At 62.4% G+C, this 13031-nt stretch carries 11 protein-coding genes; 4 read left to right on the top strand and 7 right to left on the bottom strand.

Features of this window, described 5'->3' with window-relative positions; all coding sequences use genetic code 11:
- Positions 1–70 precede the first annotated feature (70 nt).
- The 4 genes from KHO23_RS10560 to KHO23_RS10545 form a co-directional block, all read right to left on the bottom strand.
- A complete protein-coding gene (locus KHO23_RS10560; RefSeq protein WP_211610962.1) occupies positions 71–1687 on the bottom strand; it encodes an ABC transporter substrate-binding protein in 1617 nt (538 codons plus the stop codon).
- A gap of 67 nt (positions 1688–1754) precedes the next feature.
- Positions 1755–3029, bottom strand: a complete 1275-nt coding sequence (locus KHO23_RS10555) for an NAD(P)/FAD-dependent oxidoreductase (protein ID WP_211610961.1) — start codon at positions 3027–3029, stop codon at positions 1755–1757.
- A gap of 55 nt (positions 3030–3084) precedes the next feature.
- Positions 3085–3753, bottom strand: coding sequence for a haloacid dehalogenase type II (locus KHO23_RS10550; protein WP_211610960.1), 669 nt, complete (start codon positions 3751–3753; stop codon positions 3085–3087).
- A gap of 261 nt (positions 3754–4014) precedes the next feature.
- On the bottom strand, positions 4015–5517 hold the full coding sequence (locus KHO23_RS10545; protein WP_211610959.1) for an aldehyde dehydrogenase family protein: 1503 nt from the start codon (positions 5515–5517) through the stop codon (positions 4015–4017).
- Between the two features lie 339 nt (positions 5518–5856).
- Here KHO23_RS10545 and KHO23_RS10540 point away from each other — a divergent pair, with 339 nt between their 5' ends.
- From KHO23_RS10540 to KHO23_RS10525, 4 genes are all read left to right on the top strand, one after another.
- A complete protein-coding gene (locus tag KHO23_RS10540; RefSeq protein ID WP_211610958.1) occupies positions 5857–6753 on the top strand; it encodes a GNAT family N-acetyltransferase in 897 nt (298 codons plus the stop codon).
- Positions 6754–6759: 6 nt separating this feature from the next.
- Positions 6760–7686 carry a 2-hydroxyacid dehydrogenase gene (locus KHO23_RS10535; RefSeq protein WP_211610957.1) on the top strand — a complete coding sequence of 309 codons (927 nt, stop codon included), beginning with the start codon at positions 6760–6762 and terminating at the stop codon, positions 7684–7686.
- Between the two features lie 196 nt (positions 7687–7882).
- Entirely contained in the window at positions 7883–9280 is a 1398-nt protein-coding gene (locus KHO23_RS10530; protein ID WP_211610956.1) for an aspartate aminotransferase family protein, read from the top strand.
- A 53-nt stretch (positions 9281–9333) separates the two neighbouring features.
- Positions 9334–9831 (top strand): Lrp/AsnC family transcriptional regulator, encoded by a 498-nt coding sequence (locus tag KHO23_RS10525; protein ID WP_211610955.1) that lies wholly within the window; start codon positions 9334–9336, stop codon positions 9829–9831.
- 23 nt (positions 9832–9854) lie between these two features.
- Here KHO23_RS10525 and KHO23_RS10520 read toward each other — a convergent pair whose 3' ends face one another.
- The 3 genes from KHO23_RS10520 to KHO23_RS10510 all read right to left on the bottom strand — a co-directional run bounded on the left by KHO23_RS10520 (position 9855) and on the right by KHO23_RS10510 (position 12879).
- Positions 9855–12140: an LPS-assembly protein LptD gene (locus KHO23_RS10520; RefSeq protein ID WP_211610954.1), complete on the bottom strand. Its 2286-nt coding sequence runs from the start codon at positions 12138–12140 to the stop codon at positions 9855–9857.
- A gap of 156 nt (positions 12141–12296) precedes the next feature.
- Positions 12297–12695 carry a hypothetical protein gene (locus KHO23_RS10515; protein WP_211610953.1) on the bottom strand — a complete coding sequence of 133 codons (399 nt, stop codon included), beginning with the start codon at positions 12693–12695 and terminating at the stop codon, positions 12297–12299.
- A complete protein-coding gene (locus tag KHO23_RS10510) occupies positions 12688–12879 on the bottom strand; it encodes a hypothetical protein (RefSeq protein ID WP_211610952.1) in 192 nt (63 codons plus the stop codon). Before KHO23_RS10510 ends, KHO23_RS10515 begins: the two co-directional genes overlap by 8 nt.
- Positions 12880–13031: the final 152 nt, after the last annotated feature.

The following is a 13031-nucleotide window of genomic DNA, read 5'->3' as shown; positions in this document are numbered from 1 at the left end:
TGCCTGTATTGCCGGGTCCGACTTTCCAGTTCGCCAGACTGGAAACCCTTCGTTACTGCGCGTCAGTTGCTCACGCTTCCAGCCAGACGTTTTCCGCGAACATGAAACCCATCAGACCGGCCAGCGGAATCGAGCCGAGGCCCTTGAGCTTCGAGGTGTAGGCATCGAGCGAGCTCTGGAACAATGGAATGCCGACACCGCCGGTTTCATGCACCAACACCTGCATGTCGCCGTAAATCTTCTTGCGCTTCGCATCGTCCGGTTCGCCGCGTGCCGCGACCAGCATCTGGTCGAACTTCGCGCTCTTCCAGTTCGCTTCGTTCCACGGTGCGTCCGACTTGAAGAACTGCGTGAAGATCACATCGGCGCTCGGACGCGCGTTGATATTGCCGAAACCCAGCGGATGCTTCATCCAGTGGTTCGACCAGTAGCCGTCGGACGGCACGCGCGACACCTGCAGATTCAGACCGGCTTGCGGCGCCACCTGCTGAAGGAACATCGCCATTTCAACCGACCCTTCCGCTGCCGGCGAAGCGAAAATCTGGATCGGCGCGCTGCCTACTTTGGCCTTCTGGAAATGGAACTTGGCCTTGTCCGGATCGAAGGTGCGCTGCGGCAAACCGGCCAGGTAGTACTTGTTGGTCGGATCGATAGGCTGGTCGTTGCCGATCGCGCCGTAACCCTGGAAGATCGCCCGGCGCATCTGCTCGCGATCCTGCAGGTACATCATGCCTCGCCGAAAATCGTCGTTGGCGGTAATACCGCCCTCGTCGCGAACAATCAGGTCGGTGTACTCGCCCGTCTTCGTCTCCAGCACCGCAAAACCACCGGCGCTCTTGATCTGGGCGGTCGAACGCGGGCTCACCGAGTTGATCAGTTGCACGTCGCCCGAGAGCAGCGCATTCACACGCGCCGATTCGTCGCCGATACCGATCAGTTCGACTTCGTCGAGATACGGCATGCCCGGCTTCCAGTACTTCTCGTTCTTCACGCCGACCGTACGCACGCCTGGCGAGAATTCCTTGACCTTGAACGGGCCGGTGCCGATCGCCGTTTTGAAATCTTTGGTGCCGTCTTTAATGATCTGGAAATGCGAGGTGGCGAGAATCACCGGCAGATCGGCGTTCGGCCCTTCCAGCGTGATCGTGACTTCGTTCGGGCCGGTCGCCTTCACTTCCTTGATCTGATCGGCCAGCGTCTTCGCTTTCGACGCCGTGGCCGGGTCCTTGTGGCGCATGATCGAATACACGACGTCCGCCGGCGCGAGCGCCTTGCCGTCGTGGAACTGCACGCCGCTGCGCAGTTTGACGACCCACACCGTCGCATCCTTCGTATCCAGCGAGGTGGCGAGCGACATCTTCGCGCCGAGATGCGAGTCGAGTTCGGTCAGGCAGTTGTAGAACATGAAGCCGCGGACATAGTCCGTGCCGAGTGCGCCCTTGGCCGGATCGAGCGTGTCGGCGGCGGAAGCGGACTGCGTGGCCACGCGGATCTTGCCGCCCTGTTTCGGCTTCGCTTGCGCAAGCGCCGCACCGCTCGCGGTCAGGAGGCCCGCGCCCGTCACCGACATCATCCCGGCCGCGGCCATCGCGCGCAGCACGCCGCGTCGCGACGTGCCTTTTGACGTCAATCGCTCCAACTCGGTGCCGAGTTGAAGAGCGCCATGTTGTGAGGTTTCCTTATTCATCGAACTTCTCCGCGAGGGTGACAGGGATAGCAGCGTGGTTTGTAATGGCAAATACAACAGTGAGGAATCAATAGAAAATGTCTTTGATGCGGTAGTACGTCCCCACCAGCGGCAGGAACCAGGGTTTGCCGGTGTGCCCCGGAATCGCGGGCCATTCGGACTCGCGCCACGGATTGCGCTCTTCGTGGCCGTCCATCACGTCGGCCATCACCTGGCCCATGTGCGTCGACATCTGCGTGCCGTGGCCGCTATATCCCAGCGAAAAATAGATACCGTCGTGCTGCCCGGCATGCGGCAGGCGATCGGCAGTCATGTCGACGAGGCCGCCCCAGCAATAGTCGATACGCGCGCCGGCCAGCATCGGGAACAGCTCGGCGAGACCCTGCTGCAGAATCCTTCCGCTCTTCGCGTCCGACGGCTGCTCGGAGGCCGTAAAGCGCGCGCGGCCACCGAACAGCAAACGCGAATCGGGCGTCACGCGGAAGTAGTTGTGCATCAAACGCGTGGTGGTATACGCGCGCTGGTTCGGAAACACCTGCGTCAACAGGTCCGGCGACAGCGGTTCCGTCACCACGATGAACGAGCCGATCGGCGCGAGCCGCCGGCGATACCAGCCGAACGGACCATGCCGCGACGGGCCGGTCGCAATCAGCACCTGCTTCGCGCGCACTTCGCCGCGCTCAGTGGTGACCTTGAAGCCACCGCCGTCTTTCGCGATCGCGGTGACCGCCGCGTTTTCATACAGCTTCGCGCCGCGCCGAACTGCGGCACTTGCAAGTCCGACCGTGAACTTGCCCATATGCATCTGACCGCCATGCCGTTGCAGCAGTCCGCCGTGAAAACTGTCCGACTGGATTTCGTCGCGAATCCGTTCCCGCCCGATTAGTTCGATATCCGTATCGACTTCGCGCCGGATCAACTCCGCCGTCTTCTCCAGATGCGCGAAGTGATGCGGTTTCGATGCCAGCTTCAGCTTGCCGGTCGCGATGTAATTGCAGTCGATGCCCTCCTCGCGAATCAGGCGTTCGACCGTATCGACCGCATCCGAAAACGCGCGGTAGCAGGCACTGGCCCGCTCCACACCGAGTTGCGCGACCAGCGCGACGAAGTCCTGCGCGACGCCGGTATTGACCTGCCCGCCGTTGCGCCCGGACGCGCCACCGCCGATGCGCCCCGCGTCGAGCACCGTCACCGAGGCACCCCGTTTGCCCAACGCCTGCGCCGCCGACAGCCCGGTGAAGCCGCCGCCGATCACGACGACATCGGTCTGACCTTCCACCGGACCTTCACACGCCGAAACGAGCGGCGGTGCGGTGTCGAGCCAATAGGAATCGAGCTTCATCCGGTCTGTCCTTGAGAGGGGCAATGAGCGAGGCAGTGATTGCCGCAACCGGCGCTTACAGGCCGAGTTCCGCAGCCAGGTGCGGAATGTCGTTGACTTCGTAGTACTGGTAGTACGGCGTAGACGGTTCGTGGCCGCGCTTGACAAAGGCCTTGTGCTTGATGCCCAGGTCGTGTGCGGTCATCAGGTCGTAGCGCAGGCTCGACGACACGTGCAGCACGTCTTCCGGATTGCAGTTGAGCTGGTCGAACATGTATTCGAAGCCTTGCATGCGCGGCTTGTACGACTGTGCCTGCTCGGCGGTGAAGACCGCGTGGAACGGCGCGCCGAGCTTGTCGACGTTGCTCTGGATCTGGTTGTTCGAGGCGTTCGACAGAATCACCAGCTTATACTTTTTGGCCAGGCGCGAGAGGCCTTCTGGCACGTCCGGATGCGGGCCCCAGGTCGGCACGGCGGTGTAGATCTTCTCGGCTTCCACTTCATTGAACTCGACGTTCATGCGCTTGCACGCGCGGCGCAATGCGTTGACCACCACGTCGCGGTACGGCTTCCATGCGCCGAGTACTTCGTCGCGGCGATAGCCCGCGTAGAACGCAACGAGCTTCTCCAGGTCGTCGCCTTGCAGCACGTTGCCGAACATTTCGCGGGTCATGTCGGCCATGCGGAACTTCGTGAGGGTGCCGTAACAGTCGAAGGTGATGTATTTCGGTTCGAATTCGATCATGGTGCAGTCCTATCGTGGTGGTGAACTCGCTGCGAGCTCATTGGCGAAAGCAGGGAAAGCAGGTAAAGCTCATTCCTGTTAAAGATTTAATCAGCGCAAAAACATAGATGTTTCTGATTCGGGCGCTGCTGATGACACAAACCATGCGTTTTGAGGCCGTTGCGCAGCACAGTCTGCGGTGGATGGGCTGGAAGGCCCGTCCACATTGGTGTTGCGGGTGTTGCGGGTGTTGCGGGTGTTACCGGTGTTGCGGGTTTCGCTTCAAGGCCGCAGGTCGATCAGCACGCTCTTGAAACGCAGGTTTGCCTCGTAAGCCTGGCGGCCGAGATCCTTGCCGATGCCGGAGCGCTTGTAGCCGCCCGTGGGGATCATGAAGTCGGAGGTGCGGCCGTAGCGGTTAACCCAGACCGTGCCCGCTTCGAGGCCACGCACAAAGCGCAGCGCGCGGCCAAGATCCCCTGTGTGCACGCCGGCAGCCAGTCCGTACTCGGGATGCTGGGCAAGCGCGAGCGCCTCTTCTTCCGTATCGAAGGTCTGCAGCGTCAGCACCGGACCGAACACCTCTTCGCGCACCGCCTCGGAGTGGGACGTGACATCCGTGAGCAGCGTCGGGGTATAGAACGCGCCGTTCAACGCGTCGGCACCCCCGCCGTCGACGCGCACGCCGCCATAGCGCAGCGTCGCGCCCGCCTCCAGCGTGCGCCCGACGATCCCTTCGATGCGCGCGGCCTGCGGCGCGGAAATGATCGGCGACAACGTGGTGCCGGCGGCCCAGGTCGCGCCGGGCTTCAACTCGGCGAAAACTCGGCCGATGCGCTCGGCAAGCGGCTCCGCGAGACTCCGCTCGACCAGCAGCCGCGAGCCCGCGACGCACACCTGGCCGGCATTCCCGGTAATGGCGCCGGCAATCCGGCGCGCCACGTCGTCGAGACGCGGGGCGTCCGCGAACACGATTTGCGGACTCTTGCCGCCCAGTTCGAGCGTGACCGGCTTGGTGCCGCTCTGGGCGCAGGCCGCCATGATCGCGGCGCCCGTGCGCGTGGAACCGGTGAAGGTGACCTTGCTGATCTTCGGATGGCGCACCAGCGCGTCGCCGGTAACGCGGCCGTCGCCTTGCACCACGTTGAAGATACCGGCCGGCACACCCGCCTGCACGGCCAGTTCGGCGAGCCGCAACACCGAGAACGGCGTCATCTCCGAAGGCTTCAGCACCACCGCGTTGCCCGCCGCCAGAGCGGGCGCGATCTTCCACGACGCCATCACGAGCGGGAAATTCCACGGCGCGATCGCGCCGATCACGCCGTACGGTTCGGCAATCGTCATACCCAGATGATCGTGATCGGTCGCGGCCACGTCGCCGCCCAGCTTGTCGGCGAACTCGGCGTAGAAGCGAATGCCTTCGGCGGTGAACGGCACGTCCCAGCCGGTTGCCTGAGCGATCGGGCGCGTGGAGCCGAGCGCTTCCAGACGGCCCAGATACGGCGCATCGGCTTCGACCAGATCGGCAAAACGGCGCAAAATCTTCGCGCGCTCACGCGGCGCCATGCGCGCCCAGCCGCTCGTTCTGAACGCCTGCCACGCGTTCTCCACCGCGCGATCCACCGTCTCGGCACCGGCGACCGGCACCCACGCGTAGGCCACGCCGTCCGAGGGGCGTGCCACCTCGAGGCGGTGCTCGCCGCTGCGCAAGTCTGCTTCGACATACTCGCCGCCGATGAAATGTCCGCTGCGAAACGCGACGTCGTCCGGATTGAAGCTGTCCATGAGAGAAGTGTCCTGTGTGACGGGCTGTGAAGCTGGCTGTGTAGCTGGCTGTGAAGCCGGCTGGGTGGCTGGCTGGGTGACTGGCTATGAGTCCCGGGCGGTGCGTCGAGACAACGCCGCCGCCATGACAAAATCGTAGAGCCGCAGGCATGGCATATGTCGCCGACAAAAATCCCCGCGCAGCAGAACACGCCTGTAATGAGCGACCAAACTGGGCGTTTTGCATCGATTTGCGATGCGGCCCCTTCGAGCGCCCCGGATAAAAAGATCGTCCTAGTCACACCGCGCACCGGATGACACAGTGACGGCGTAAGCCTTCAGCCATTCAGGGAGTACGGCGTGTCCGATTCGATCACCACTAGACGCTTCACCCACGAGGACATCGCCGCCGCGCACGCGCTGACGGTCGAACTCAAATGGCCGCATCGCGCGGACGACTGGAGATTCGTCGCGCAGCTGGGCGTGGGTTTCGTCGCGGAAGACGCGAGCGGCGTGATCGGCACGGCGCTGTGCTGGAAATACGGCGCCGACCGGGCCTCGCTCGGCATGGTGATCGTGTCCCCCGAGCGGCAAGGGCTTGGCATCGGCAGAAAGCTGATGGAACTGGTGCTGGAAGAACTCGGCAGCCGGGTCACGTTTCTGCACGCCACCGCCGCCGGTCAGCCTTTGTATGAAAAGCTCGGTTTTTGCGCGATCGGTACGCTCGACCAGCATCAAGGCGCCGTATTCCAGCCGCCGCTCGTTTCCTTGCCGCCAGGAGAGCGTCTGCGCCCGCTCGGGTCGAGCGATACGGCACGGCTGGTCGAACTGGCATCGCAGGCGAGCGGCCTGGATCGTGGCGAAGTCTTGCCCGCCTTGTTGAGCGCCGCCGACGGCATCGCCCTCGATCGCGACGGTGAACTGGTCGGCTTCGCCCTGTTTCGCCGCTTCGGCCGCGGCTTTGCGATCGGACCGGTGGTCGCGCCCGCGTCGGAGGACACAAGTCGCGCCAAAGCGTTGATCAGCCACTGGCTGGCGCTGAACGAAGGCGTGTTCGTGCGCATCGATACGCCGGGCGAGAGCGGGCTAACCGAATGGCTGGAGCAGTTGGGGCTGCCGCGGGTGGATACGGTCGTCAAAATGGTTCGGCATGCCACGCCGGCCGATCTTGCGAACGCGGGCCATGCCGCGGGTAACAACGCAGACAACACCGCGCCCTATCTGCAATACGGCATCATCAATCAGGCGATTCTCTGACCCACCATGGCCTTCCTTTATAAAGCCGACCCGGCGCGCGGCGCGCAATGGGCAAAACTCTTCGCGCAGAAAGCACCGGACTTGCCGTTCCACATCTGGCCCGAACTGGGCGACCCAGACGCCATCCGCTACCTCGCCGCCTGGCAACCGCCTGACGATCCCACTCGCCTGTTCCCCAATCTCGAAGTCGTGTTTTCAGTCGGCGCGGGCATCGACCAGTTCGACCTGTCGGGTGTGCCCGCGCACGTGCCCGTGGTGCGGATGATCGAGCCGGGCATCGTCGAAGGAATGGTGGAGTACGTCACGCAAGCCGTGCTGACGATTCATCGCGATCTGTTCGACTATGGTCTTCAGCAACACCAGCAGGTCTGGCGCGAACTGCCGCTCAAGCCGGCCGGCGCGCGCCGCATCGGCGTGCTGGGGCTTGGCGTATTAGGCACGGCCGTGCTGGAAAAGCTGCGCTTATTCGGCTTTGCCTGTGCGGGATGGAGCCGTTCGCCGCGTGAGATCGAGGGCGTCGATTGCTATGCGGGCGAAAGCGCGCTCGACGAATTTCTCGCCCGCACCGATATTCTGGTCTGCCTGCTGCCGCTCACGCCCGCCACGCGCGGCTTGCTCAATGCCGGGTTGTTCGCGAGGCTGCCGCGCGGCGCGTCGCTAATTCAAACGGGGCGCGGACCGCACCTGAATCAGCCGGACCTGCTGGCGGCGCTAGACAGCGGCCAGTTGCACAACGCCATTCTCGACGTCACGGATCCCGAGCCGCTGCCCGCCGGTCATCGGTTGTGGACGCATCCACGCGTGCGTATCACACCCCATATCGCCAGCGCGACGCGGCCCGAGAGCGCCGTGGAGGTGGTGCTGGACAATCTGCGCCGCCATCGCGAAGGCCTGCCGATGCTCGGTCAGATTGACCGGACCCAGGGTTATTAAGCGCGGCGCTGGATGAATGCCCGAATAAACACCCACCCCGCGCGCGGCTTTTCAGCGTCCGCAGCAGAAAATGCTATGACCACGCATCAAAACGCGTCGCGCGCGCTTTTCAGACAATTGTTTAGGTGAGCAGGCGATCGCCGTGGATCAGTAGTATGGAACGGTCAACAGCCCTTCCCCGCGACGAGAAACCATCATGCCGATTCATTCGCTCATTGAAGCCGACCGCAAGCATCTGATTCACCCCGTCATCAATTACCGCGCGCACGAGGCCCGCGGCGTCACCGTTCTCGAGTCCGCCAGCGGCGCGTTTCTGCGCGACGCGGCCGGCAACGAACTGCTCGACGCCTTCTCCGGCCTGTGGTGCGTCAATGTGGGCTACGGCCAGCAAAGCATTGTCGACGCCGCCACCGAACAGATGAAGAAACTGCCCTACGCGACCGGCTATTTTCATTTCGGCTCGGCCCCGGCGATCGAATTGGCGCAAAAGCTGGTAGAGGTGTCGCCCGCTTCGCTGCAACACGTGTATTTCACGCTAGGCGGCTCCGACGCGGTCGATTCGGCCATCCGCTTCATCACGCACTACTTCAACGCGACCGGCCGGCCGCAGAAGAAACACATCATCGCGCTGCAACGCGGCTATCACGGCTCGTCGACGGTGGGTGCGGGGCTGACCGCGTTGCCCGCGTTCCACCGCCATTTCGATCTGCCGCTGCCGAACCAGCACCATCTGCCGTCGCCGTACGCGTACCGCAACGATTTCGCCGACGACGCCGCGTTGATCGCCGCCTCGGTGGCCGCGCTCGAAGCAAAGGTGGCCGAACTCGGCGCGGACAACGTGGCGGCCTTCTTCTGCGAACCGATTCAGGGCTCGGGCGGCGTGATCGTGCCGCCGGTAGGCTGGTTGAAAGCGATGCGTGAAAGTTGCCGCAAGCTCGGCATTCTGTTCGTCGCCGATGAAGTCATCACCGGTTTCGGCCGCACGGGTCCGTTATTCGCCTGCCAGGGCGAAAACGTCGAACCGGATCTGATGACGGTGGCGAAGGGTTTGACCGCGGGCTATGCGCCGATGGGCGCCGTGCTGATGTCTGACGAAATCTATCAGGGCATTGCCGATGGCGACGCCGAAGCGATCGTCGGCCACGGCCATACGTACTCGGCCCATCCGGTTAGCGCGGCAATCGGTCTCGAAGTGCTGCGCCTGTATCAGGAAGGCGGCCTGCTCGCGAACGGCGTGGCGCGTGGCCCACGTTTCGCCCGCGGCCTCGACGCGCTGCTCGCGCATCCGCTGGTAGGCGACTCGCGCCATCGCGGCCTGCTCGGCGCGCTCGAACTCGTATCGGACAAAGACAGCAAGGCCGGTTTCGATCCCGCGCTGAAACTGTCCGAACGGATCGCCGCCGCCGCGTACGAGAACCGCCTGATTTTCCGTGCGTTCGGCGACAATATTCTCGGCTTTGCGCCGGCGCTGTCGTACACCGAGGCCGAGTTCGATCTGATGTTCGAGCGCCTCGAAAAAACCCTCGACGACGTTCTCGCACAAGCCGATGTCCGGGCCGCGCTGAAGGTCAAAATTCATGCCACTGCGTGCTAGAGTAGAGGACCGTTCGAGACCCTTTCACCCATCGCCGGAGCGATAACGTTACGATGAGCAGCGACAGCAAGCTGGACCGGATTGATCTGCGCATACTTTCCCAGTTGCAAAAGAAAGGCCGCATAACCAACGTCGAGCTTGCCGACGCGGTCGGCCTTTCGCCCAGTCCTTGCCTGATCCGGGTCAAGCGCCTGGAAAAGGCCGGCTACATCATCGGCTACGGTGCGCAAATCCAGCTCGAAAAACTCGGCGACGTGCAGATCGTGTTCACGGAAGTCACGCTCGCCGATCATCGGCGGGAAGACTTCATCAAGTTCGTGAATGCGATCAAAGACGTCGACGAGATCGTCGAGTGCCATCTGGCGAGCGGCGGTTATGACTATCTGCTGAAGTTCGTCACGCGTAGTGTCAGCCACTATCAGAGCATCGTGGAAGGTCTGCTGGAACGCGATATCGGCATCGAGAAGTACTTCAGCTACGTGATCATCAAGTCGCCGTTCGTGAAGAGTCATTACCCGCTCGAAACGCTGTTCTCGCAGAACCACCACTAATACAACAGCCACAACAGCCCGTTTTACGGATAATCGCTAAACCGGGATATCGGTTCGCTTTCCGTTGTCGCCGGCGTATAGCCCGGCACATTCGCGCGAAACTGATTGAGCAAGCCGTTATCCACCTGCGAAAAGCCTTTGAGCTGAAGCTGCATCAACACCCGCGTGCCGGTGCTGGGAGACGTGGTCGAGCTGGTGGCGTTGGTGTATTTCTCGAACGCGACGCCGAACGACCAGCAATCCGCATCGTATTGAAGTCCGAGCAATCCTGCGATCAGCCGGTGTGTGCTCATGTCGTAATTGACCCGCGCCACGCTGACAATGTTGTGCAACAGCGGCCATTGCTCGGACACGATGAACTGATTCACCGGTTGATAGTCGAGCGTGCTGTTGGCGCGCGTGTAGCGATACGCTACATTCAACACCTGCCGTGAAGCCGGCGACCAGCCGAAACCGGCTTCCGCATTCGTCAGGTAGCGATTGGCCTGGCTGTACTCCACGGCCTGTTCCGCCGAAAATCCCGCACCCAGCTTGTACGACGCACCGCCAATCACACTCGTGCGCGCAACGGTGCCGATGGCATCGTCCACGTTGAGGGTCACGCGTGGCGTACGAAAGTCATACTGTTCTGCAAGGACGAAGCGAGACCGTTCGTCGCCGCTCGCGGGATCGATAAAGCGCGTCGTGAGAGCCGCCGTGAGGCGGTTGGCATCGGAGACCCGGTCATTGCCGACAAAGCTGTTGGGCATGAACAGTTCCGCCAGCCCGAAATCGGCCGTCGCCGTATCGAACAGCGGCGCGAAAGTCTGGTTGCGGTAAGGCGTATACACATAGAACAGCCGCGGTTCGAGCGTCTGGATATACGATTGCCCGAAGAGCCGCACGCTTCGTTCGAAGCGCATGCCCGAATCGAGGCTGAAGGTCGGCACGTTGATATCGAACGTTTTCGGCTGCCCGGCGGGCGCGCTCGATCCGATCGACGTCAGGTCATAGGCGGCGAAATGCCATGCGAGCTTCGGCGTGATGAACCAGCCGGGACGCTCGATCGGATAGCTGATGTAAGGATTGAAAACGAAACGGCTGCCTTGCGTCGCATCCGCCGACGAGATCGTGAAGCGCGTCGCATCCGCTTCGGCACCAAAGTCGAAACCGCCCACGTTATAGCGTGCGTAGTGGACATTGACCTGCGGTTCGCGGTTATACGTCGAGTCGCTGGTAAAAGCTTGCCAACGTTGTTCGCGCGCCTGCACACTCCACGGCCCGTTGGTGTAGGTCAGACCCGCTTCCTGCTGATACAGCGTGGTGGAGCCCGTCGGAAACGCGACACCCGACGCGAGATCGGTCACCACCGTCGAATCCGACACGCGGTTGTAGTTGACGTAGGCGCCAAAGCCCGAGCCGAGATTCCAGTTCTGATTCAGCGCAATCGAGTAACGGTCGGTTTTGGTGATGGCATCGTGCGGCAGCCACGCAACCGAGATCGACCCCGAAGCATTCGGCTGGAGATAGCGGTAGTCCGCCGTCAACATCTCGCCGCGTTTCGACAGGACGCGCGGCGTCAGCGTTAGATCGTAGTTCGGTGCGAGGTTGAAGTAGTACGGCAACGCAATGTCGACGCCATTGGTCGAACTGATCGAAAACGTGGGCGGCAGCAAGCCGCTGCGCCGCGCACCCGACAATGGAAACGATAGCCACGGACTCGCCAGCAGCGGCACGCCCTGGAAGAACAGCACGCCATTGTGTGCGATCCCTTCGTCGTTGCCGCTATCCATGTCGAATTCGGAGGCCTTCAGATACCACGCAGGGTCCGACTCGCATTGGCAAGTGCTGTACGTGCCGTGATGAACGACCGTGCGCTCGCTATCGATCAGATCCGCGCGTTGAGCGCTCCCCCATCCCCCCGTCAGATGAAAACGATACTTGGGTACGCTAATGTAGCCTTCGTTCGCGTCGACGTAAAAATGCGCGTCCGGGCCATCGAACACATTGCCATCGTTCACGAGTCGCACCTGCCCGTAAGCGTCGGCCTTGTCGGTATCGACGTCGTAGTGCAGCGCATCGCCCTTGACGATCGACGCATCGCGCCGCAGTTGCGCGTGGCCCTTCAGCGAAACGTCTGTGGCGGTCGTGGCGGTCACCGAATCGGCAATCACCGAGGTAGTGGGCTTGTCCCCCGCCCGCAAGGGCTGCTCGGTCAGTTGCGGATCCAGCCGCAAGCTCCACACGCCGTCGAGCGGTTCCGGCACCGCGGAGGCACCGGCTAATTGCGCATAGCCGGCCAATGGCACGCATCCAGCCGTACCCAGCACGAAAGAAACGAGAGGCCTTAAGCGTAGGCGTCGAAGTACACCGCGTAGTATCAAAACAGATAAGGATCGGAAAGGAAGACAGGCGCGTCGAGGCGAATAAAGGCGAATAAAGGCCCTGACGTGCATCAGGTTGAACAGCGGCGAGTAAGCGTGGTGCTATTGGAGCGTGACGTCGTTGGAGCGGGGACTCTGTTCGCCTGCCGCGTTCGCCGCGCCACCGAGCGCCTGCAGCAGATATGGAATCTGCTCCGCGGGCAAAGAAAACGACAGCCCCGCGCTGCCGGAAAGACGGAACCGGATCACCACCATCTCCATTCCGTCCAGCCGGCCGACCTCCCAGCCCTGGCAGTGCAGCGCGAAACCCATCTCCTGATTGTTGTGAATCACGCGATCGGCATGCTCGATCGCGTTCGGAAGCGCCACCAGCAGATCATTGAGCACCGAACGGTGAAGTGCCGCCGTGGGTTGGTTGCCGTGTATGAGCAGATATTGACCATCCGCCGTCAACTGCATATCCGTGATCGAATTCAACATGAAGGCCGACAGATCAGACACGGCGTGCGCCCTCCCGCGTGCCCCCGGCATGAGCAACGCTCCTGCCCTGCGCCGCGTTCACCGTGCTGCCGGACACGTCGCGCAGCGAGCGCTTCGACGCCATTGCCAGACATGCCGAGAAGATCGGCGACGAGCTGACGCGTAAGACAGCCGCAAGAATCGCCGGTGAAAGAAATTCGATCATGATCAATTCTCCAAATGGTGCTACCTGAGGCAGCGAAAGCCGACCATTTGACGATACCAGCGCAAAACCGGCTTCAGGTTACGCGCGCCCTACGCTTCCTTCGGATCTGTAACGCATTATTTCCACGCCCACGCTGTAATCCGCACCGGCCT

The organism is Paraburkholderia haematera (assembly GCF_905220975.1).
GTDB lineage: Bacteria > Pseudomonadota > Gammaproteobacteria > Burkholderiales > Burkholderiaceae > Paraburkholderia > Paraburkholderia haematera.
Note: the sequence above shows the minus strand (reverse complement) of the source record. Positions and strands in the feature narration are given on the sequence as shown.